Raw genomic sequence first — 23,157 nt, 5'->3', positions numbered from 1 at the left:
AGCATAGCGGAAGTAGACAGATACACAATATCCTTCGCATGACTGACAGTCAGCCAGCGGGCGAATTCGCCCGGCGAACCGCGGAATCAACAGCACGGTGACATCCATTTTTATAAAAGAGTAATGGCAGGCACTGTAGTGCCGGTGTATGTTAATTCTTTTTCTTGAATACCTATTATATGAATAAGATCGTTTTTGTTGAGGATGATCCGGAAGTGGGTGCGCTGATTGCAGCCTATCTCGGAAAGCACGATATGGATGTGGTAGTGGAACCACGCGGTGACCGGGCGGAAGCGGTCATCGCCGTGGAAAAACCCGACCTGGTGTTGCTGGACATCATGCTGCCCGGCAAAGACGGCATGACGCTGTGCCGCGATCTTCGCGGTCAGTGGCAGGGCCCGATTGTGCTGCTCACCTCGCTCGATAGCGATATGAACCATATATTGTCTTTGGAAATGGGCGCCAGTGATTACATCCTGAAAACCACGCCGCCTGCCGTGCTGCTGGCCCGTTTGCGCCTGCATCTACGCCAGCACGTCAGCGTGGCGGTGAATGCCGCCCCGACGGCGCTCACCCAGCATAAAACCATCACTTTCGGCTCGCTGCTGATCGACCCGGTCAATCGCCAGGTGCTCCTCGGCGGCGAGAGCGTCGCCCTGTCCACCGCCGATTTTGAACTGCTGTGGGAGCTGGCCACCCATGCCGGGCAGATTATGGATCGCGATGCTCTGCTGAAAAACCTGCGCGGCGTGAGCTACGATGGGATGGATCGCAGCGTCGATGTGGCGATTTCTCGCCTGCGTAAAAAACTGCTCGATAGCGCAACGGAACCCTATCGCATCAAAACGGTGCGCAATAAAGGCTATCTGTTCGCCCCGCACGCCTGGGATAACTGACGGCTCAGCCGCTGGCAAGAGATAACAGACCTTCCTGGCCAGCGGCGCTGCTCGTGCGGGTCTACATCAACACAGTATCGTTCAGCGTGTCTATTGCGGTGAGATTTTATGAAAAAGCTGTTTGTGCAGTTCTACCTTCTGCTGTTCGTCTGCTTCCTGGTGATGACGATGCTTGTGGGGCTGGTGTATAAATTCACCGCCGAACGCGCTGGCCGGCAGTCGCTGGACGACCTGATGAAAAGCTCGCTGTATTTAATGCGCAGTGAACTGCGGGAGATCCCGCCGCGGGACTGGAGCAAAACGCTGAAAGAGCTGGATCTTAATCTGTCATTTGATCTGCACATCGAGCCGCTGAGCAAATTTAAGCTCTCAGAAAACTCGATGCAGCACCTGCGCGCCGGCGATATTGTCGCCCTTGATGACGAATACACCTTTATCCAGCGGATCCCGCGCAGCCACTATGTTTTATCAGTGGGCCCGGTGCCTTATCTCTACTTTTTGCATGAAATGCGCCTGCTGGATGTGGCGTTGATGGCTTTCATCGCTATCTCCCTGGCCTTTCCGGTATTTATCTGGATGCGTCCCCACTGGCAGGATATGTTGCGCCTCGAGACCGCCGCCCAGCGCTTCGGTGAAGGGCATTTTACCGAACGTATCCATTTTGACAGCATGTCCAGCTTCGAGCGTCTGGGGGTGGCCTTTAATCAGATGGCTGACAATATCAATGCGCTGATCGCCAGTAAGAAACAGCTGATTGACGGGATCGCGCACGAGTTACGCACCCCGCTGGTACGCCTGCGCTATCGCCTGGAGATGAGTGAAAACCTGACCGAGGCGGAGTCGCAGGCGCTGAACCGCGATATCGGTCAGTTGGAAGCGCTAATTGAAGAACTGCTGACCTACGCCCGGCTGGACCGGCCGCAGAATGAGCTGAACCTGACCACCCCCGATTTCCCCGCGTGGATAGAGACCCACATCGATGAGATCCAGCTGGTCAACCCGCAGCGCGATGTGACGCTGCATAATATCGTCGCCGGTAATTACGGCGCGCTGGATATGCGCCTGATGGCGCGCGTACTGGATAACCTGGTAAACAATGCCCTGCGCTACAGCAGTCAACGTATCCAGGTGAGCCTGACGCTGCAGGGTTCCCGGGCGACGCTACAGGTTGAGGATGACGGGCCGGGGATCGCGCCAGATGAGCGTGAGCGGGTGTTCGAGCCGTTTGTACGACTCGACCCAAGCCGCGACCGCGCCACCGGCGGCTGTGGGCTGGGACTGGCGATCGTGCATAGTATCGCCCAGGCCATGTCCGGAGACGTCAGCTGCGACGCCAGTTCGCTCGGCGGCGCCCGCTTTAGTTTTAGCTGGCCCATCTACCACCAGTTGCCCGATCTATACCCTAAATAATTCGAGTTGCAGGACAAGAGGCGAAGCCGAATTGAACAGCGCTTGCGCTGGCCCCGAAGGGGTGAGGCCGGAGGCCGAATCACGCGGCAACGCAGGGAATCCCCAGGAGCTTACTGAAGTAAGTGACTGGGGTGACAAATCTGTCTGGAACAGATTTGAACGCTGCCAGCAGCGGCCCTGATAAGGGTGAGGCTCATGGATGAGCCGAATAACGAGGACAGCCAACGCTCATGCAACTTGAAGTATGACGGGTTTAAGTACTGTTTGACGATTCTTGCACCGAAGCCGCGGCCTGCGTATAGTCATTAATCAAACAGTATGTTGTAACTAAGGTAAATGTAATGGCTGACTATGACCTCGTTGAACGTCTGAGTGATACCTTCCGCCAGTTGGAGCGCGAACTACAGCAGCTCCAGCAGCGCCTGCGTGACTGCCGCCTGCTGGCCGCCCGGGTCTTTGAGCTGCCTGCCGTTAGCAAGGAGACGGAACACCTGCCGCTGGAGACGATCCAGGTAGTCCAGCACCTCGGTCAAACCGCGCTCGAGATGAGCCTGCGCCATTACAGCCATCTGTTTATTCAGCAGCAATCGGAACGCCGGAGCAGCAAGGCCGCAGTGCGCCTGCCCGGCGCTATCTGCCTGCAGGCTGACGGTGAGCAACAGGTGGCGCTGCATCAGCAGATTGCCCGTATCAACGCCCTGAAAGCGGCGTTCGAGAAGATCGTCACCGTTGAATCTGGCCTGCCTGCCGCCGCCCGTTTTGAGTGGGTCCACCGCCATCTACCGGGGCTTATCACCCTCAGCGCCTACCGCACCCTGACGGTCTTAAGCGATCCCAGCACCATTCGCTTTGGTTGGGCCAATAAACACGTCATTAAAAATCTCACCCGCGACGAGGTACTGGTTCAGCTGGAAAAAAGCCTGCAATCGCCGCGCGCGGTTCCGCCATGGACGCGCGAGCAGTGGCAAAGCAAGCTGGAGCGAGAGTATCAGGATATCGCCGCCCTGCCGCAGCGGGCAAAACTCAAGATTAAACGGCCGGTGAAAGTGCAGCCCATTGCTCGGGTGTGGTACGCGGATGCGCAAAAACAGGTGCAGCACGCCTGCCCTGGCCCGCTGATTGCGCTGATATCCGGCACGCGCGGGGTGAGCGTACCGGATCTCGGAGAACTGCTGAATTATGACAGTGACAATGTGCAATACCGTTATAAGCCCCAGGCGCAGTCGCTGAGATTGCTGATCCCGCGACTGCACCTGTGGTTGGCTAACGAGTAGCCATGCTGCCGACCATCTCTTGCGGGCGCACCCAGCTGTCGAATTCAGCTTCCGTCAGGTAGCCCAGCGCCAGCGCGGCGGCTTTCAGCGTGAGCCCCTCTTTATGGGCCTTTTTCGCGATTTCAGCCGCTTTGTCGTAGCCGATATGGGTATTCAGCGCGGTCACCAGCATCAGGGACTCGTTGAGCAGCTGGTTGATGCGCTCCCGGTTGGGTTCAATCCCGACGGCACAGTGCTCATTGAAGCTCTCCATGCCGTCAGCCAGCAGCCTGACCGACTGCAGGAAATTATGGATAACCATCGGGCGGTAGACGTTGAGCTCAAAGTTACCGGAAGCCCCACCGATATTGACCGCCACATCATTCCCCAGCACCTGGCAACAGAGCATCGTCAGCGCTTCACACTGCGTCGGGTTGACCTTGCCGGGCATAATAGACGAGCCTGGCTCATTTTCCGGAATCGCAATCTCACCAATGCCGCAACGCGGGCCCGAGGCCAGCCAGCGCACATCGTTGGCAATTTTCATCAACGAGGCCGCCAGCCCTTTCAACGCGCCGTGGGCATGCACCAGCGCATCGCAGGTAGCGAGGGCTTCAAACTTGTTCGGCGCGGTCACAAACGGCTGACCGCTGAGGGCCGCCAGTTCCGCCGCAACGCGAACGGCATATTCCGGATGGGTATTCAGCCCCGTCCCCACCGCCGTCCCTCCCAATGCCAGCTCGCTCAGGTGTGGCAGGCACAGCTCCAGATGACGAAGATTATGTTCCAGCATCGCCACCCAGCCGGAGAACTCCTGACCGAGAGTCAGCGGCGTGGCGTCCTGTAGATGGGTGCGACCGATTTTGACGATGTCATTGAACGCGGTGGATTTATCGCTGAGGGTCTGGGTCAGCGTCCGCAGTTGAGGGATAAGCTGTTCACGCAGGGCGATAATTGCCGCCACGTGCATCGCAGTCGGGAAAACGTCGTTGGAGCTCTGGCTCTTATTCACGTCATCGTTCGGATGCACTTTACGTTCCATCCCCCGCACGCCGCCCAGCAGTTCGCTGGCTCGGTTTGCCAGCACCTCATTCATGTTCATGTTGCTCTGGGTACCGGAACCGGTCTGCCAGATAGCCAGCGGAAACTCATCCGGATGGCGCCCCGCCAGCACTTCATCCGCGGCGTTCATGATAGCTTCCGCCTTTTCCGCCCCCAGCAGGCCCAGGTCCTGGTTAACCCGCGCCGCCGCCCGTTTGGTCAGCGCCAGCGCATAGATCAGCTCGCCCGGCATTTTTTCCGTCGAGATGCGGAAATGTTCCAGCGAACGTTGGGTCTGCGCGCCCCAGAGTTTGTCGTCAGGCACCTCAATCGCGCCCATAGAGTCTTTTTCACTGCGATGCGTTGTCATTACTTTCTCCTTGAATACAAAGTCAGTCGTTGTGACAAGGCTCACCTGCTTTAAAACCTACAGTATTGGTCAGATTTTTAATTATGGATTGGTGGTTCGTGCCGCTAAGCGACATAAAAAAACCGCCCCGAAGGGCGGCGAGGATTATTTCACACAGCGTGTACACTGCGAGGTCTGAATCTGCTGGAAGAAGTCGTTACCTTTGTCATCCACCAGAATAAACGCCGGGAAGTCTTCCACTTCAATTTTCCAGATAGCTTCCATTCCCAACTCCGGATACGCCACGCACTCCAGGCTGCGAATACTTTGCTGCGCCAGCACCGCCGCCGGGCCACCGATACTCCCGAGGTAGAAACCACCATGCTTATGACAAGCATCAGTCACCTGCTGGCTGCGGTTGCCTTTCGCCAGCATGATCTTACTGGCGCCGTGGGACTGCAGCAGATCGACGTAGGAGTCCATCCGCCCTGCCGTTGTCGGACCGAGCGATCCGGAAGCATACCCGTCCGGCGTTTTCGCCGGACCGGCGTAGTAGATCGGGTGGTCTTTGACGTACTGCGGCAGCGTTTCGCCGTTATCCAGCAGCTCTTTCAACTTGGCGTGCGCAATATCGCGCGCCACGATGATGGTGCCGCTTAGCGACAGTCGCGTCGATACCGGATACTGCGACAACAGGGCCAGGATCTCGCTCATCGGCTGATTGAGGTTGACCTTGACCGCCTCGCCTTCACCGGCCTGGCGCAGCGCTTCCGGGATATACTTCCCAGGGTTGCTTTCCAGTTTTTCCAGCCAGATACCGTCGCGGTTGATCTTGCCTTTGATATTGCGGTCCGCAGAGCACGATACTCCCATCCCGACCGGACAGGAGGCGCCGTGGCGCGGCAGGCGCACAACGCGGATATCGTGGGCAAAGTATTTACCGCCAAACTGCGCGCCAAGGCCGAGGTTCTGGGCTTCCAGCAGCAGCTCTTGCTCCAGCTGCACGTCGCGGAACGCCTGACCGTGCTCGTTCCCTTCGGTCGGCAGGCCGTCGTAGTAGTGGGTTGAGGCCAGCTTGACGGTTTTCAGGGTCGATTCCGCCGAGGTCCCACCAATCACGAAGGCGATATGGTACGGCGGGCAGGCGGCGGTGCCCAGGGTACGCATCTTCTCAACCAGGTAGTTTTTCAGCTTCGCCGGGGTGATCAGCGCTTTGGTTTCCTGGTAGAGATAGGTCTTGTTGGCAGAGCCGCCGCCCTTGGCGATGCACAGGAATTTGTACTCGTCGCCATCGGTGGCGTAGAGGTCGATCTGCGCCGGCAGGTTGGTGCCGGTATTGACCTCGTTATACATATCCAGCGGGGCATTCTGCGAATAGCGCAGGTTGTCCTGGATATAGGTGTTATAGACCCCTTGCGCCAGCGCCGCTTCGTCACCGCCGCCGGTCCACACGCGCTGACCTTTTTTACCGGTGATGATCGCCGTCCCGGTATCCTGGCAGGTCGGTAAAATGCCTTTAGCCGCGATATCGGAGTTGCGCAGGAACTGCAGGGCGACGTATTTGTCGTTTTCGCTGGCTTCCGGGTCGCTAAGGATATCGGCAACCTGCTGCTGATGGGCCGGGCGTAACATAAAGGAGGCGTCGTGGAAGGCGTGTTGTGCCAGAAGGGTCAGTGCCTGGGGTTCTACCTTGAGGATTTCCTGGCCGGCGAACTCGGCGACAGAGACGTAATCACGACTGAGGAGATAATACTCGGTGTCATCCTTTTTGAGGGGAAAAGGATCCTGATAAACAAACGGTTTATTCGACATTGTGCTCTCACTTACTGCTTGGCTGATTATATTTCAGGCAGACACTCCATTTGCCTGTAGAAAAGCGAGTCGATCAATTTTACACAAATTTTTAACAAAAACTGAGACAAGGACGACTTTTTCTTTCAGCAGTTGCTTATCAGCGGTTTGCTGGTTTAATAGAACGATTATCATCAAGTGGAAACAGGGATTGAGAATGCAAAAACTCATTAACTCAGTGCAGAACTATGCCTGGGGAAGTCATACCGCCTTAACAGAACTGTACAGCATCGCGAACCCGGACAACCTGCCGATGGCGGAGCTGTGGATGGGCGCGCACCCGAAGAGCAGCTCAAAGATTGTCGATGCTAACGGCAATACACGATCGCTGCGCGACGTCATTGACGGCGACAAGTCGGCGCTGCTCGGTGACAAGGTCGCCCAGCGTTTCGGCGAATTGCCGTTCCTGTTTAAGGTGCTCTGCGCCGCCCAGCCGCTGTCTATTCAGGTCCACCCGAACAAACAGGCCTCTGAGATTGGCTTTGCCAAAGAGAACGCTGCCGGTATTCCACTTGATGCCGCTGAACGCAACTATAAAGATCCGAACCATAAGCCGGAGCTGGTCTTTGCGCTGACGCCGTTCCTGGCGATGAATGCCTTCCGTGAGTTTGCCGAGATTGCCGCCCTGCTGCAGCCGGTCGCCAGCGCCCACCCGGCCATTGGCGAGTTCCTGAGCCATCCGGATGCGCAACACTTAAGCCAGCTGTTCGCCGGCCTGCTGAACATGCAGGGCGAAGAAAAAGCGCAGGCCCTGCGTGTTCTGCAGACGGCACTGGACAGCCAGCAGGGTGAGCCGTGGCAGACCATTAAGCTTATCGCCGGGTTCTATCCGGACGACAGCGGTCTGTTCTCGCCTTTATTGCTCAATGTCGTCAAGCTGAACCCTGGCGAGGCCATGTTCCTGTTCGCCGAAACCCCACATGCGTATCTGCAAGGGGTAGCGCTGGAGGTCATGGCTAACTCCGATAACGTCCTGCGCGCGGGCCTGACGCCGAAATATATCGATATTCCGGAACTGGTGGCCAACGTGAAATTCGTGGCTAAACCGGCAGACGAGCTGCTGACTCAGCCGGTTCAGCAGGCGACAGAACTGGACTTCCCGATTCCGGTTGATGATTTCGCCTTCTCCCTGCACGACCTGTCAGCACAGGCGGCTCCTCTTGCGCAAGAAAGCGCCGCGATCGTCTTCTGTGTGGAAGGTGAAGCGGTATTGTGCAAAGGCGACCAGCGCCTGAGCCTGAAACCGGGCGAGTCGGCATTTATTGCCTGCAACGAATCGCCGGTAGAGGTCAGCGGCAGCGGTCGTGTGGCGCGCGTGTTCAATAAGCTCAAGTAAGTTACTGAACTTTTTAGCTGCGCTTGCTAGACTTTCCCACATCATGACAACATGACCAGGCGGCCTAATCCGCCTGGTTTTATTTATGGACAAATGCTATGAAGAAAACGCTGGTCGCAGCAGGAATTATCGTGGCTCTGGGTGTTATCTGGACAGGTGGCGCCTGGTATACAGGGAAACAGCTGGAAAATCATCTCGACGAGGTGGTGAAACAGGCGAATGCACAGCTTCAGAACAGCGCGCCGGAAGCCGGTGTTGAACTCGCCTCGCAGAACTACCAGCGCGGCCTGTTCAGCAGCCGCCTGCAGCTGGTAGTTAAACCGATTGCCGGTAAAGAACATAGCTGGCTCGCCGCCGGGCAGAGCCTGGTCTTTGATGAAGTGGTCGATCACGGTCCCTTCCCGCTGGCCGCGCTGAAATCCGGTCAGCTGGCGCCGGCAATGGCCTCCGTCAACACAACCCTGGTGAATAACGACACCAGCAAAGCGCTGTTTGAGATTGCTAAAGGTGAAACCCCGTTCATCATTGACACCCGTATCGCCTACAGCGGTGACAGCCGCTCGGCTATCACGCTAAAACCGCTGGACTATGCCAAAGGGGATGAAAAAGTCACCTTCAGCGGCGGGCAGTTCCAGCTGAATGCCGATGCCGAAGGCAAATCCGTTAGCCTCACCGGCGACGCGAGCGGCGGTCAGATCAACGCGCTGAATGAGTACAATCAGAAGGTGCAGCTGAGCTTCAGCAACCTGAAGACCGATGGCGCAACCGAAATGACCAGCTTCAACGAGCGCATCGGTAAACAAAAAATCGCGCTGGAAAAACTGTCGATCGGCGTGGAAGGGAAAGAGCTGGCCCTGCTGGAAGGCATGAACATTGATGGCCAGTCTTCACTGACCGACGATGGCAAAGGGATCAACAGCCAGCTGGACTACACCATCAACAGCCTGAAACTGCAAAACCAGGATATCGGCAGCGGTAAGCTGACGGTGAAGCTGGCAAACCTTGACGGCCAGGCCTGGCATCAGTTCAGCCAGCAGTACAACACTGAAGCCCAGGCGCTGATGGCGAATCCTGAGCTGACGCAGAACCCGGAGCTGTACCAGCAGGCGCTGACCGAAACCTTCTTTAAGGCGCTGCCGATTCTGCTGAAAGGTAACCCTTCCCTGACGGTAGCGCCGCTGAGCTGGCGCAATGCCAAGGGCGAAAGCACCTTTAATATGTCAATCCTGCTGAAAGACCCTGCGCAAACCACCACCGAGCCGCAAACCCTGGCGGATGAAGTGGACCGCAGCGTGAAATCACTCGATAGCAAACTGGTGATCCCGGTTGATATGGCCACCGCTTTTATGACCCAGATCGCCGGCCTGGAAGGCTATCAGCCGGCAGACGCCGCGAAGCTGGCTGACCAGCAGGTGAAAGGGATGGCGGCCATGGGCCAGATGTTCCGCATCACCACCATGGAAGACAACGCGATTACCTCCAGCCTGCAATACGCTGACGGTCAGGTTACCCTGAACGGGCAAAAAATGCCGCTGGATGAGTTTGCCGGCATGTTTGGCTATGCGCTGCCGACAGCGCCAGGTGGCGCGCCGCAGGACGCTCAGCCACAAGAGCTTGTGCCGCCGGTGACGCCAGCAGTACCGCAGTAGTCATCCTCCGGATAGCCCCTTCTCAGGGGCTATTTTCGGGTGACCAGCCGCGGAGGCATAATCTGATTTCTCGTGCTCAGTTGCCCGTTGTCAATCCGACGCAGAATGCTCTCCGCCAGGCTTTGTCCCATCTCTCTTGCCGGTGTCGTCACCCAGGTTAACGGCACATCATCCAGCGCGTTTTCGGGCACCTCAGCAAACGCCGCTAGCGCCACCCGCTGTTCAAAATAGCTTTCGACGCTGTCCTCACCGCTCTGCCGCCCGGCACGCATCAGCCCAAACCATGCTCCGGTAGCAATCACGCTGTTGTAGCACAGGACTGCGGTCAGGGTTGGATTCTGCCGGAGTAACGTGATCATGGCTTCCGCCGCCAGTTTCTGGCTGGAGTCGCACTCCACTACCCACTCACTGTGAAACGGCAGGCCGTACTTCAGCAAGGTCGCGCAGTAGCCCCCCACCCGTTCCGCTCTGGTTAGCGAGGCGCTTTGCCCCCCCAACCAGGCGATACGCTGATGGCCGCGACGAATCAGATGCTCGGTGACCAGCTGCGCCGCCTGCATATTATCCGGGCGGATAAGGTCGATATCATCGAGATAGCTGGCGCGGGAGGCGAACACCAGCGGCATCCCGACCTGCGCCGCGCGATCGCGCAGTTCGCCCCCTTTATCAATGGCGCCGGCAATAATGACCCCATCAACCCCCTGCGAAATCAGGGTTTCAAAGCGCTGCAGCATTTTCTCGCCACGGTGACCGCCCTGGGTCAGAAACACCATTTTCCCGTCGGACTCGAGAGCGTCCGTCAGGCCGGCGGTCAGCTCGGCGTAAAAGGGCTTTGACAGGTCGCTGACGATCAGGCCAATCACCCCGCTCTGGCCGCCCCGTAGCGAGGACGCCTGACGATTACGCACGAAGCCGAGTTGCTCAATCGCCTGATTGACGCGCTCGCCGGTGGCCGATGAGATACGACCTTTGCCGGTCAAAACCAGCGACACCGTGCTGACCGACACCCCGGCCGCTTGTGCAACGTCATTAATGGTGATCTTTTTTGCGATAGCCATATTCTGCAACCGTCTCCCTTCGGCGGTCGATAAAACGTTTTATCAATGGGTTATCTTTATAAACGTTATCATCGCTTGATTATGTGATTTTTATCGCACTAAAAAATGATAAAACGTTTTATCTTTCCGTCACGTTACACCTTACCCATAACTTAAAATAAACAGGATTCGTGTTAATGACGGCAAAAACGACACCAAAAATTACTTTGTGGGAGTTTTTCCAGCAGCTGGGAAAAACGTTTATGTTGCCCGTGGCCTTGCTTTCATTCTGCGGGATCATGCTGGGGATCGGCAGCTCCTTAAGCAGCCATGATGTGCTCACCCTGCTGCCATGGCTCGATATTCCGCTGCTGCAGGCGGTGTTTATCTGGATGAGCAAAGTCGGCTCTTTCGCCTTTAGCTTCCTGCCGGTGATGTTCTGTATCGCCATCCCGCTGGGCCTGGCGCGCGAAAATAAAGGCGTCGCCGCCTTCGCCGGCTTTGTCGGCTACGCGGTGATGAATCTGGCGGTTAACTTCTGGCTCACCGCCAAAGGCATTCTGCCGACCACCGATGCCGCCGTGCTGAAAGCCAACAATATCCAGAATATTATCGGTATTCAGTCCATCGACACCGGGATCCTCGGCGCCGTGATCGCCGGGATCGTCGTCTGGATGCTGCACGAGCGTTTTCATAATATCCGCCTGCCGGATGCGCTGGCCTTCTTTGGCGGCACCCGTTTTGTGCCGATTATCACCACCGTGGTACTGGGGCTGGTCGGCCTGGCGATCCCGCTGGTGTGGCCGGTGTTTGCCATGGGTATCAATGCCCTTGGCCATATGATTAACAGCGCCGGTGATTTCGGCCCAATGATCTTCGGTACCGGCGAACGCTTACTGCTGCCGTTCGGCCTGCACCACATCCTGGTTGCGCTGATCCGCTTTACCGAGGCGGGCGGCACCATGGACGTCTGCGGTCATAGCGTCAGCGGCGCATTGACTATCTTCCAGGCACAGCTGAGCTGCCCGGAAACCCACGGCTTCTCTGAAAGTGCGACCCGTTTCCTGTCGCAAGGTAAAATGCCGGCCTTCCTCGGCGGCCTGCCGGGTGCGGCACTGGCGATGTACCACTGCGCCCGCCCGGAGAACCGTCATAAGATCAAAGGGCTGCTGATTTCCGGGGTGATTGCCTGCGTGGTCGGCGGCACCACCGAGCCGCTGGAGTTCCTGTTCCTGTTCGTGGCCCCGGTACTGTACGTGATTCACGCGCTGCTGACCGGCCTGGGCTTCACCATCATGGCGGTGCTCGGCGTCACCATCGGCAATACCGACGGTAACGTGATCGACTTCGTGGTCTTCGGTATTCTGCACGGCCTGTCGACCAAGTGGTATCTGGTGCCGGTAGTGGCGGCCATCTGGTTCGCGGTCTATTACGGCATCTTCCGTTTCGCCATCACCCGCTTTAACCTCAAAACGCCGGGTCGCGATATCGAAACCAATGCCGCCTTTGAGAAAGCCGTCTCCGGCGTAACCGGCAAGTCAGGTTACAACGTCCCGGCGATTCTGGCCGCCCTCGGCGGCGCAGATAACATCGTCTCTCTCGATAACTGCATTACCCGTCTGCGCCTGTCGGTGCATGACATGAGTAAAGTGGACAGTGCTGCACTGAAAGCCAACCGCGCCATCGGCGTTGTGCAGCTCAACCAGCATAATTTGCAGGTCGTCATTGGCCCGCAGGTTCAGTCGGTGAAAGATGAAATGGCCGTACTGATGAATACCGTCCAGGCATAAATGCCAGCCCCCTCTGAGTCTGGAGGGGGCGTTGATTAAGGAAGTTCAGATGTTTGATTTTGCCACGCCTGTCGACCGCCACGGTACCTGGTGTACGCAATGGGATTACGTTGCCGACCGCTTCGGCGCAGCCGACCTGCTGCCCTTTACGATCTCCGATATGGATTTCGCCACTGCCCCCTGCATTCTTGACGCCGTCAGTAAACGCCTTGCCCACGGCGTCTTCGGCTATAGCCGCTGGAAAAACGATGAGTTTCTCGGCGCGGTGACCCACTGGTACGCCAGCCGTTTTCACACCCCGGTAGACAGCGACACCATCGTCTATGGCCCGTCGGTTATCTATATGGTGGCAGAGATGATCCGCCAGTGGTCCAGCCCTGGCGACGGCGTGGTGGTGCACACGCCCGCCTATGATGCCTTCTATAAAACCATTGAGGGCAATCAGCGTCAGGTTGCGCCGGTCCCGCTGACGTTAAAGGATAACCAGTGGCAGTGCGATATGGCCCTGCTCGAGCAGACGCTGGCGCAACCGCGCAACACCGTACTGCTGTTGTGCAGTCCGCATAACCCCACCGGTAAAGTCTGGCAGCGTGAAGAGCTTGAAACGATGTCGCAGCTGTGTGAAAAGCATGGTGTGAAGGTAATCAGCGATGAGATTCACATGGATATGGTCTGGGGTGAAAACCGGCATACGCCGTGGTGCGACGTGGCGCGTAGCCCCTGGGCGCTGTTCACCTCAGGTTCCAAAAGCTTCAATATTCCTGCCTTTACCGGCGCTTACGGCCTGATCGATGACGCCGGCGCCCGCGAGCAGTATCTCACCGCCCTGAAGAGTCGCGACGGGTTATCCTCGCCGTCGGTGCCGGCATTGGTTGCCCATGTTGCCGCCTACCGGGAAGGGGCACCGTGGCTGGATGCGCTGCGGGCCTATTTGCAGGACAACATGCGCTACATCGCCCGGGAGCTCAATCAGGCGTTCCCGCAGCTAAACTGGCAGCCACCGCAGGCGACCTACCTCGCGTGGATCGATCTGCGCCCGCTGGCTATCGATGACCGTGCCCTGCAGAACGTGCTGATCGAGGAACAAAAGGTGGCCATTATGCCGGGCTATACCTATGGCGAAGAGGGGGTCGGGTTCCTTCGCCTCAACGCCGGTTGTCCTCGCGAAAAGCTAGAGAAAGGCGTTAACGGGCTGATTGCCGCCCTGCGCGCGTTATCGTAGTCACCCTGTCGCGCAGTTTCGGCTGCGCGACATCGGTTTCCCCTACCGTCCCCTACAAATCATCCCGCCGCCGGAAGGCCAGATACCCGGCCCCAAGGGTAAACACGCCGACAATCACCACCAGCAGAATAAAGCCATGATGGTTGCTCGAAAGCGGTATTCCGCCGACGTTCATGCCAAAAAATCCGGCCACGATATTAATGGGTAACGCCAGCACGGTGATCACCGTCAGGGTATACAGCGTGCGGTTGCTTTGCTCCATCTGTCGGGCGCTGATCTCTTCCTGCAACAGGCTAATCCGCTCGGTCAGCCCGGAGAGATCATTCAGCACCACGGTAAACTCCTCGGTGAACTGGCGGAACTCCTGCACCACGGCGCGATCGATCCACGCCGGCGGGCGGTTCAGCAGACGGAACATCGCCGCCGGTTCAGGCGCCAGCAGGCGCTGAAAACGCAGCAGCATACGCCGCAAACGCGCGAGGTCTGCCCGGTTGCGCTGCACATGGTTGCTGAGCAGGCGCTCTTCAATAGCATCGACGCGGCGGCTGGCCTGCCTGACCACCTGCTCCAGCACCTCTTCCTGCTCTTCCAGCAAAAACGCCAGCAGCCCGGTTGACGCGTTCACCTTTAAGGTCGCCAGGCGCGGTAGCATCCATTCAATAAAACGCAGCGGTTTATAGCGGGCCGTCACCACCAGCGTCTGGCTGCAGTAAAGCCACAGGGTTGAGGTTTCCGCCGTCGCCTCTTTGGGGTGGAAAATGACATCGTTGAGAACGGCAAACAGGATCTCATCCTGACGCTCAATCCGCGTCGTATGGGAACCATCACGGATCTCTTCGAAGAAAAAGTCATCGACAGGAAAATGGCTGGTCAACCATTTCTCAGCGGTGGCGTGATTGAGGTTCAGGTGAAGCCAGACAAAATCATTTTCGCCGTCCAGTTGCTGGTATCGGGCACAGACCTCATGGGAGTTGATTTGTTGTGGAACCTGGCCTTCACGAAACAGAAATCCATGCACCAGTCCGGAGACTTCCAGATCAAAATCGGGTTTTAACATCTTTCCGGCGACATCTTGACTCATATAACCCTCAGGATTTCATCTGGCACTTTCAGAGCGAATAACAGCATGTACACAAAATCATTCAAGATGCATCGAGGCGGCAAAGGAAAAAATCCCCAGCAGCATAGCTGACTATGTGACTGGGGTTTCTAAGCGCAGCCAACAAAGAGGCAGCCCGAAGGATGACGGGTATATTTCGCTATTTTTCAGAGTCAGGCAAGGGTAATGATTTGTTCACAAAACGGACACCTGACTGACATCTCATCAGCAGCAGAAGGCTCGTAGATCCACATCGTATCGTCGCCGACACCGCTCCTTTGATCCGGTCGAGCGTTTTAACGTCCTGAGCGGCGTATTATCCCCCTTCTTTAACCCCGCCCGGGGTGATTTACCTTCTGAGTTCAGAGGCATTTTTTATGACATGGCAACAATTCAAACAGGCCTACCTGATTAAATTCTGGGCGCCGGCTCCCGCGGTGATCGCCGCCGGTATTCTCTCCACCTACTATTTCGGCATTACCGGCACATTCTGGGCCGTTACCGGTGAATTTACCCGCTGGGGCGGGCAGTTATTGCAACTTGTCGGCGTGCATACCGAACAGTGGGGCTATTACCAGTTGATCCACCTTGAAGGCACGCCGCTCACCCGCATCGACGGGATGATGATTATCGGCATGTTCGGCGGCTGTTTTGCCGCTGCACTGTGGGCCAATAACGTCAAACTGCGCCTGCCTCGCAGCCGCATTCGCATTTTTCAGGCGGTGGCCGGCGGGATCATTGCCGGTTTTGGCGCACGTCTGGCGATGGGCTGTAACCTCGCGGCCTTTTTTACTGGGATTCCACAGTTTTCACTACACGCCTGGTTTTTTGCCATCGCCACAGCGATCGGTACCTGGTTTGGCGCCCGTTTTACCCTGCTACCTATTTTTCGCATTCCGGTCAGGATGCAAAAAGTCAGCGCGGCGTCGCCGTTAACGCAAAAACCGGCCCAGGCGCGCCGTCGTTTTCGTGCCGGGATGCTGGTGTTCTTCGCGATGATCGCCTGGGGCCTGCTGACCGCCATCGACCGGCCAAAACTGGGTCTCGCGATGCTGTTTGGCGTTGGGTTCGGTTTGCTGATTGAACGTGCGCAGATCTGTTTTACCTCGGCGTTCCGCGATATGTGGATCACCGGGCGCACCTATATGGCGAAAGCGATTATCTTCGGAATGGCCGCCAGTGCGATTGGGATTTTCAGCTACGTCCAGCTGGGCATGGAGCCAAAAATCATGTGGGCTGGTCCTAATGCAGTTATCGGCGGCCTGCTGTTTGGCTTTGGCATCGTGCTGGCCGGCGGTTGCGAAACCGGCTGGATGTATCGCGCCGTTGAGGGCCAGGTTCACTACTGGTGGGTAGGGTTGGGTAACGTGATTGGCTCAACGATTCTGGCCTACTTTTGGGATGATCTGTCACCCGCGCTGGCGACAAACTGGGATAAGGTCAACCTGTTGACCACCTTTGGTCCGTTTGGTGGCCTGCTGGTCACCTATCTGTTGCTGTTTATCGCCCTGATGCTGGTCATCGCCTGGGAGAAACACTTTTTCCGCCAGAAATCGCTGGTTGCCGTTAACGCTAAGGATGCCGCATGAACAATATTGTGCCTGATTATCGTCTCGACATGGTTGGTGAACCCTGCCCCTATCCGGCCGTGGCGACCCTTGAAGCGATGCCTTCACTCAAAAAGGGGGAGATCCTGGAAGTGGTCAGCGACTGCCCACAATCGATCAACAACATTCCCCAGGATGCTCGAAACTACGGCTATACGGTTCTGGATATCCAACAGGATGGGCCAACTATCCGTTATTTAATCCAGAAATAAGCCCTGACTCAGGCCGGGTCGGACGCAGTCCGTACCCGGCCCGCCCTCGCCATCATGATATTTGGCATAAAAAGTAAAATACTGGTTTAATTAACTGGAAATATCTACCCTACAAGCCTAAAATTTCAATTTATAGAAAACACTCAGGCATTGTCATTAGTGGTAATACCCATGAGCCGATATTGACAACCGCCCGATGCGCCTTAAGGATGAGGAACAGAAGCCGCCATGCCGTTTACTTTTCACGCCATTGTTAACCTGCTCATAGGAGACGTTATGCATGGAAATGTCACCTTACCTGGGCTCCGGCGCCTGATGAGCCTTTTTGGCGGAGAGGTCATCTAATATGGAACACACCACGCTTTCCCTGCGCTATCGCTATATCAATATTCTCACCCTCATTCTGACTACGACGATATTCATTGGATTAATGATGCGTGAATATCGCGAGCTGGAAAGATACATGGGCTATGTGGCAGAAAACGGCGAGGCCGCACTCTCCCATACCGAATACGTCAACCAGCATATGGCACTGCAGCTCTCGAGAGCCTTTTCTGCCGCCCCGTTAATGCCCGACGGGCAAAATGATAAAACCCGCACGGTTTGCGAGCATCTTGAATCGGTGAACGGGGTTTCCGGGCTGAATCTGACCCGCCAGACCTTCCAGGGGTTAAGCGGCACCTTACAAACCCGCAATCCTGATTGCCATGTCTGGGGACGCGATGTATCGGCCCTCCCCATCATCCAGAGCGACTATAGTCAGTCGGCCTCAAAATATGCTTTTTCTAACTACCGGGGATATGTTTTTCATAACACCAAATATTATATCGACCTGGCCAACAACTATATTTACATTAACAAAATTATTGATGCCAACCAGTATCGCTTTGATAACTGGTTAGTTCGCGATGATAACCTGATTGATATCACCCGCAGCGCCCACACCATTAATATTGACCCGCGCGCGCTCAATGATTTGCTGCACGGCGAAAATATCACATCGCATATCTATAAGGATGGGTATACTAAGAAAAACATTATCAGCATGTTAACCCCGGTGTTTCAAAATGGCATGATTAAAGGGGTTATTGTGACCGATGTTAATATTGAGGATCTTGCCACCTCATTTCACACCGCTGACCGACCGGTACTCTGGCGTTTCTTATCGCTGTACGTCACCGATCGTTCGACCGGCGATGATATTTACTTCCATCGTTCGAAAATAAAAACCTTCAACATTATAAAATATAAAGAGAAGCTGACTCCATTTTATATTTTAAATATCAAAATGGATCTGCTTTATTTTGTCCTCAATAACCTGTGGCTGGCAGTCCTGTACATCCTCAGTAGCTGGCTGCTGTGCCGTTATACCAAAACACAAATGACCCGCCACGCCATGCTGTCCAAAGATAACGTCACCGACACGCTGACCGGCCTGTACAACAGAAAAGTGCTGAACGATGCGCTGAACCGCAAGCTAGAGATAGCTGCCAGTAAAAAAATCCCGGTGACCGTGGTATCCATTGACAGCGACGGTCTGAAAAAAATCAACGACACTCGCGGGCATGACGTAGGCGACAAAGTCATTCAGTTATTAGGCCAGGCCATCGAACAATCTATTCGGAAAAGTGATTACGGCATCCGCCTCGGTGGTGATGAGTTTATCCTGATTCTTATCGATACGCCGTACAACAAGAGTCTGGAAATCATCGCCAGAATTAAAGCGCATCTACAGCAAACGGATATCGACAAACTGGTGGCTTTTTCACACGGTAATCATCAAATGGAGCCCGACGACTCACTGGAATCGGCGATAAAAAAATCTGACAAACTGCTGTATGTACAAAAAAGAGACAAGTATCGTTAAGTCTCGCCAACAAGAATTAGCAGGCTGGCATGACGATGGTGATATATATCTTTATCGCCGCAAATCCTCATTCCCACCCTGCTGCTAGTATCAAAAGAATGGTAGCTGCCGATTCTTTTGATACTTTTAACTCGTTAAACAGATGTTGTATAATACTGTGCACTTTACCTAAAAATGAGTGCGACCATGATTGATTCAACTTTGCCATTAACCGACATTCATCGCCATCTTGACGGCAATATCCGTGCCCAAACTATTCTCGATCTTGGCCGCCAGTTCAATATCGCGCTTCCGGCAACCACGCTTGATACCCTGATCCCACACGTCCAGGTCACCAGCAATGAACCTGACCTGGTAAGTTTCCTCGCCAAGCTGGACTGGGGCGTAAAAGTCCTCGCGTCGCTGGAAGCCTGTCGTCGTGTGGCTTATGAAAACGTGGAAGATGCGGCGCGAAACGGCCTGCACTACGTTGAATTACGTTTTTCCCCACGCTACATGGCGATGACCCACCAACTGCCGGTCGACGGTGTGGTCGAGGCGGTCATTGCCGGCGTCCGTGAAGGCAGCCGCGATTTTAAGGTCGATGCCCGTCTGATTGGTATTCTCAGCCGCACCTTCGGTGAAGCCGCCTGCCAGCAAGAGCTGGACGCCCTGCTGGCCCATCGCGATGGCATTACCGCACTCGACCTCGCCGGTGATGAACTCGGTTTTCCCGGCGAGCGCTTCACCGACCACTTTACCCTCGCACGAAATGCCGGCTGGCGCATTACGGTTCACGCGGGCGAAGCCGCGGGTCCCGAGAGCATCTGGCAGGCTATTCGCGAGCTGGGTGCAGAACGTATCGGTCACGGCGTGAAAGCCGTCCAGGATCCGGCGCTGATGGATTATCTCGCGGAGAAACGCATTGGGATCGAATCCTGCCTGACCTCCAACATTCAGACCAGCACCGTAGCTTCCCTGGCGCAGCATCCGCTGAAAACCTTCCTCGAGCACGGCGTGCTGGCGTCGATCAATACCGACGATCCTGCGGTACAGGGCATCGATATTATTCATGAATATACCGTCGCCGCGCCGGCGGCGGGCCTGAGCCGCGAGCAGATTCGCCAGGCGCAGATCAATGGCCTGGAACAGGCGTTTCTGAGTCCTCAGGAAAAAATCGCGCTGATTGAACGCGTTAAAGTCGCTTAACCTGTAGCCCGGCAGACGTTCTGCCGGGCTAAACCAGCGACAATGTGGCGCGGTGTTTGGCTGATTCCAGTCCCAGCTCGATTAATTCCATTATCTGAATCGCCTGGCTGGCGGGGACCGGGTTCTCACCATTGCCGTTCAGCGCATCGCGAATCGCCGCATAGTAGGCCGGATAGTTGCCCGGTAAAGTCAGCCAGCTCTCTTCATGACGCTCTTCCCCCTCCGCGCGAGTCAGAATGCCATCACGCATATCGTAGCCCCAATCCTCCTGGGGGAGACGCTCGCCGTTTTTCAGCCGCGCTTCCTGCGGATCCAGACCATATTTCACATAGCTCGCCCGGGAACCGTGGACGATATAGCGTGCGGTTTCTGCCGCCGCCAGCAGCGTACCGTGCAAAACCACGCGGCGCTGGGGCCAGGCCAGTACCGCATGAAAATAGTCGGTCGCCTGACCCCCCGGACGCAGTTGTGCCAAATCAACATGGATACTGACCGGCAGACCAAACAGATTGACCACCTGATCGAGAAGGTGCGGCCCAAGATCGTACCAGATCCCGCTGCCGGGGCCGCCCTGTTCACGCCAGCGCTGGCGAACCTGGGGACGGTAGCGGTCAAAATGCGATTCGAAATAGCACACCTCGCCCAACAGTCCTTCATTAATCAGCGACTTCACCGTCAGGAAGTCGCTGTCCCAGCGGCGGTTATGAAAAACCGACAGCAGTCTGCCGTCGCTTTTTGCCATCGCCTCTAATGCACGTGCCTGTGACAGTGTCACCGTAAACGGTTTATCGACGATAACATGCTTACCCGCGGCCAGCGCGGCCTGTGCCAGCGGAAAATGGGTATCGTTGGGGGTCGGGATCACTATCAGATCAAGATGAGGGTCGCTCAGTAAGCTGGCGGCATCGGCGACGACGCGCAGCGCGGGCCAGTCGGCATGCACTTTAGTTGCATCGCTGCTCGAGACCGCGGCCAGGGTCATTCCCGGCGTGCCACTGATCAATGGCGCATGGAAAGTTTTACTGGCATATCCGTACCCTATGATTCCGACCTGAATATTGTCACTCATCGTGTCACCCCCGTTCACCGGTAGATTTCGCCTTACCTGTTAACTATAAGACGCATTTTATTTATTAGCTTTCCTAATGTATTATTGCTGTTCATCTTTACGACAGTCGTGACAATTCCCCCAGGTAGTTCTTGCGTTGCTGTCGTCGTTTAGTAACATTTAGCTCTGCTTTAACTTTTAATTTTAGAATTATGTCGAACGTTTTAAACAGAATTGTAGAACTTATCGGATGGGTTGTTTTCGGGGTTTCCGCCCTGCTTCTGGTTATCGCGCACCACATTGATAACTACCAGTCACCGCCTCCGGCTAATGTGGTGACCTCCACTGTTCAACCCCATTAGTGCGTTATCCCCCTCTGACGGGAAACAGTGACCCACTTCGCAGTTGTGCAACCGGTTTCTGAAACCGGTTGCACAACTGCGAACACATTCATACACTCTCTTTATCATTTGATAAGGAGTTTTATCATGTCCGCATTTCCACAACAGTTCCTTTGGGGCGCCGCCACCGCAGCCTATCAGGTTGAAGGCGGTCACGACGCTGACGGCAAAGGCCCGTCAATCTGGGATATTTACGCCCATCAGCCGGGTGCGACGTTTGAGAACACCAACGGTGATATCGCCGTGGATCACTATCACCGCTTTCGCGAAGACGTTGCGCTGATGGCGGAGATGGGCCTGCAAAGTTACCGCTTTTCTATCTCCTGGCCGCGCCTGCTCCCTCAGGGTCGTGGCGAGATCAATGAAGCCGGCGTTCAGTTTTATAGCGATCTGATCGATGAGTTGCTGGCCCATAATATCGAACCGATGATCACCCTCTATCACTGGGATCTCCCGCAGGCGCTGCAGGATGAAGGTGGTTGGGAGGCACGCAGTACCGCAGAAGCGTTCGCTGAGTATGCCCGTTTGTGTTACGCGCGTTACGGCTCCCGGGTAAAGCTGTGGGCCACCTTTAACGAGACCATTGTCTTTATTGGGCATGGCTATATTAATGGCTGTCATCCACCGGCCGTACGCGACCCGGCCCGTGCCATCCAGGCGTGCCACCACGTGTTCATCGCTCATGCCCTGGCGGTAAAGTCATTCCGTGAGTCCGGCATTAACGGCGAAATTGGTTTTGTTAACGTGCTGCAACCACACACTCCGCTCACCGATAGCGACGCAGATCGTCAGGCTACCGCTATGGCCGACGCCGTGCATACCCACTGGTTATATGATCCGGTATTAAAAGGCCACTACCCTGAAGCGCTGCTCCAACAGACCCAGGCGCTGTGGGGCGTCCCGCGCTTCGCGCCAGAAGATGATGCCCTGCTGCGCGAAAGCCGCTGCGACTTTATCGGACTGAATTACTATCGTCGTGAAACCGTTTCGGCCGAGCCGCAGGAAGGGCCTGGCGGCGGTGAACCGGGCGTGGACGGGCTGTTCCATTTCGTGCGTAACCCGCAAAGCACCTATACCGAATGGGGCTGGGAGATTTGGCCTCAGGGGTTAACTGATGGGATTATGATGATTAAGGAACGCTACGGCGATATCCCGATTTATATCACCGAAAATGGTTTAGGAGCCAAAGACCCTATTATTGATGGCGAGATTGTCGACGATCCGCGCATTGACTACCTGAGCAGCCACATTACTGCGCTGGAAAAAGCGATTGAGGCCGGTGCCGATGTCCGCGGTTATTATCCGTGGTCCTTTATTGATCTTCTGAGCTGGCTGAATGGTTATCAAAAACAATATGGCTTTGTGTATGTTGACCATCAACAAAACCTTGCCCGCAAACGCAAAAAAAGCTTCTTTTGGTATCAAAACGTGATTGCCACCCGAGGCGAACAGCGTTAATCTTCCCCACCAGGCGCCGTCCGGCGCCTGTTCTGTCTCTGGAAAACTCTTAAATATCTTTTTGCTACCTCAGGAACGAAATCAGTTCTTGTTTTTCGTCATGGCAACCGAAATAATTCGACACAGACCCGTCAAGCAGGCTCTGTCGTTGAACGCTGATTTATTAAGCGCAGAAATTATTCGTCTTATTTATTCCGATTATAAAATGGAAACGCAAATGACCGTTCAGGATTACTTATTAAAATTTCGAAAAATCAGTTCGCTTGAAAGCCTTGAAAAACTTTTCGACCACCTCAACTATTCCATGACCGACACCGTCGAGATCGTCAATATGTATCGTGCCGCCGATCATCGTCGGGCAGAGCTGGTTTCCGGTGGGAAATTGTTCGACATCGGCCAGGTGCCTAAATCCGTTTGGCGTTACGTGCAATAAATCCTGTTCT

At 55.6% G+C, this 23,157-nt stretch carries 19 protein-coding genes; 14 read left to right on the top strand and 5 right to left on the bottom strand.

Annotated features, from left to right (window positions below; translation table 11 throughout):
• The first annotated feature begins 179 nt into the window (after positions 1-179).
• The 3 genes from rstA to tus all read left to right on the top strand — a co-directional run bounded on the left by rstA (position 180) and on the right by tus (position 3,580).
• On the top strand, positions 180-896 hold the full coding sequence (gene rstA / locus ACMYSP_RS23825; RefSeq protein ID WP_434584518.1) for a two-component system response regulator RstA: 717 nt from the start codon (positions 180-182) through the stop codon (positions 894-896).
• A 108-nt stretch (positions 897-1,004) separates the two neighbouring features.
• Positions 1,005-2,306 (top strand): two-component system sensor histidine kinase RstB, encoded by a 1,302-nt coding sequence (rstB, locus tag ACMYSP_RS23820; RefSeq protein ID WP_434584517.1) that lies wholly within the window; start codon positions 1,005-1,007, stop codon positions 2,304-2,306.
• A gap of 341 nt (positions 2,307-2,647) precedes the next feature.
• On the top strand, positions 2,648-3,580 hold the full coding sequence (gene tus / locus ACMYSP_RS23815; protein ID WP_434584516.1) for a DNA replication terminus site-binding protein: 933 nt from the start codon (positions 2,648-2,650) through the stop codon (positions 3,578-3,580).
• Here tus and fumC read toward each other — a convergent pair.
• Together fumC and fumA are read right to left on the bottom strand one after the other, a co-directional pair.
• Positions 3,570-4,970, bottom strand: coding sequence for a class II fumarate hydratase (fumC, locus tag ACMYSP_RS23810; RefSeq protein WP_434584514.1), 1,401 nt, complete (start codon positions 4,968-4,970; stop codon positions 3,570-3,572). The two genes, tus and fumC, sit on opposite strands and share 11 nt — an antisense overlap.
• A 144-nt stretch (positions 4,971-5,114) precedes the next feature.
• Complete coding sequence (gene fumA / locus ACMYSP_RS23805) at positions 5,115-6,761, bottom strand: class I fumarate hydratase FumA (RefSeq protein ID WP_434584513.1); 1,647 nt, start codon at positions 6,759-6,761, stop codon at positions 5,115-5,117.
• A 196-nt stretch (positions 6,762-6,957) separates the two neighbouring features.
• Here fumA and manA point away from each other — a divergent pair, with 196 nt between their 5' ends.
• Complete coding sequence (gene manA / locus ACMYSP_RS23800) at positions 6,958-8,136, top strand: mannose-6-phosphate isomerase (protein WP_434584512.1); 1,179 nt, start codon at positions 6,958-6,960, stop codon at positions 8,134-8,136.
• 98 nt (positions 8,137-8,234) lie between these two features.
• Positions 8,235-9,785, top strand: coding sequence for a YdgA family protein (locus ACMYSP_RS23795; protein WP_434584511.1), 1,551 nt, complete (start codon positions 8,235-8,237; stop codon positions 9,783-9,785).
• Between the two features lie 29 nt (positions 9,786-9,814).
• On the opposite strand, the gene ACMYSP_RS23790 is transcribed toward ACMYSP_RS23795, so the two are convergent.
• On the bottom strand, positions 9,815-10,843 hold the full coding sequence (locus ACMYSP_RS23790; protein ID WP_434584510.1) for a Mal regulon transcriptional regulator MalI: 1,029 nt from the start codon (positions 10,841-10,843) through the stop codon (positions 9,815-9,817).
• Positions 10,844-11,019: 176 nt separating this feature from the next.
• On the opposite strand from ACMYSP_RS23790, the gene malX reads away from it, so the two are divergent.
• The gene (gene malX, locus ACMYSP_RS23785; protein WP_123754564.1) at positions 11,020-12,612 is read left to right on the top strand and encodes a maltose/glucose-specific PTS transporter subunit IIBC; all 1,593 of its coding nucleotides are present in this window, start codon (positions 11,020-11,022) and stop codon (positions 12,610-12,612) included.
• A 49-nt stretch (positions 12,613-12,661) separates the two neighbouring features.
• Positions 12,662-13,834 carry a MalY/PatB family protein gene (locus tag ACMYSP_RS23780; RefSeq protein WP_434584509.1) on the top strand — a complete coding sequence of 391 codons (1,173 nt, stop codon included), beginning with the start codon at positions 12,662-12,664 and terminating at the stop codon, positions 13,832-13,834.
• A gap of 52 nt (positions 13,835-13,886) precedes the next feature.
• Here ACMYSP_RS23780 and ACMYSP_RS23775 read toward each other — a convergent pair whose 3' ends face one another.
• Entirely contained in the window at positions 13,887-14,915 is a 1,029-nt protein-coding gene (locus tag ACMYSP_RS23775) for a CorA family divalent cation transporter (protein WP_123754566.1), read from the bottom strand.
• 395 nt (positions 14,916-15,310) lie between these two features.
• Here ACMYSP_RS23775 and yedE point away from each other — a divergent pair, with 395 nt between their 5' ends.
• The 4 genes from yedE (at position 15,311) to add (ending at position 19,807) form a co-directional block, all read left to right on the top strand.
• Positions 15,311-16,522, top strand: coding sequence for a selenium metabolism membrane protein YedE/FdhT (gene yedE, locus ACMYSP_RS23770; RefSeq protein ID WP_434584508.1), 1,212 nt, complete (start codon positions 15,311-15,313; stop codon positions 16,520-16,522).
• A complete protein-coding gene (yedF, locus tag ACMYSP_RS23765) occupies positions 16,519-16,752 on the top strand; it encodes a sulfurtransferase-like selenium metabolism protein YedF (protein WP_434584507.1) in 234 nt (77 codons plus the stop codon). Before yedE ends, yedF begins: the two co-directional genes overlap by 4 nt.
• A gap of 346 nt (positions 16,753-17,098) precedes the next feature.
• On the top strand, positions 17,099-18,619 hold the full coding sequence (dgcJ, locus tag ACMYSP_RS23760) for a diguanylate cyclase DgcJ (protein WP_434584506.1): 1,521 nt from the start codon (positions 17,099-17,101) through the stop codon (positions 18,617-18,619).
• Between the two features lie 186 nt (positions 18,620-18,805).
• The gene (gene add / locus ACMYSP_RS23755) at positions 18,806-19,807 is read left to right on the top strand and encodes an adenosine deaminase (protein WP_434584505.1); all 1,002 of its coding nucleotides are present in this window, start codon (positions 18,806-18,808) and stop codon (positions 19,805-19,807) included.
• A gap of 28 nt (positions 19,808-19,835) precedes the next feature.
• On the opposite strand, the gene ACMYSP_RS23750 is transcribed toward add, so the two are convergent.
• Positions 19,836-20,876, bottom strand: coding sequence for an oxidoreductase (locus tag ACMYSP_RS23750; RefSeq protein WP_434584504.1), 1,041 nt, complete (start codon positions 20,874-20,876; stop codon positions 19,836-19,838).
• A gap of 191 nt (positions 20,877-21,067) precedes the next feature.
• Between ACMYSP_RS23750 and blr the strand changes: the two genes are divergently transcribed.
• The 3 genes from blr (at position 21,068) to ydgT (ending at position 23,147) form a co-directional block, all read left to right on the top strand.
• Positions 21,068-21,217, top strand: coding sequence for a division septum protein Blr (gene blr / locus ACMYSP_RS23745; protein WP_434584503.1), 150 nt, complete (start codon positions 21,068-21,070; stop codon positions 21,215-21,217).
• Positions 21,218-21,343: 126 nt separating this feature from the next.
• Entirely contained in the window at positions 21,344-22,714 is a 1,371-nt protein-coding gene (locus ACMYSP_RS23740) for a GH1 family beta-glucosidase (RefSeq protein WP_434584502.1), read from the top strand.
• A gap of 217 nt (positions 22,715-22,931) precedes the next feature.
• Positions 22,932-23,147 carry a transcription modulator YdgT gene (ydgT, locus tag ACMYSP_RS23735; RefSeq protein ID WP_434584501.1) on the top strand — a complete coding sequence of 72 codons (216 nt, stop codon included), beginning with the start codon at positions 22,932-22,934 and terminating at the stop codon, positions 23,145-23,147.
• The last annotated feature ends 10 nt before the right edge of the window (positions 23,148-23,157 follow it).

The sequence above is a fragment of the Klebsiella sp. R390 genome, from assembly GCF_051131745.1.
Classification (GTDB): Bacteria; Pseudomonadota; Gammaproteobacteria; order Enterobacterales; family Enterobacteriaceae; genus Klebsiella.
This window is presented reverse-complemented; position numbering and strand designations above follow the sequence as displayed.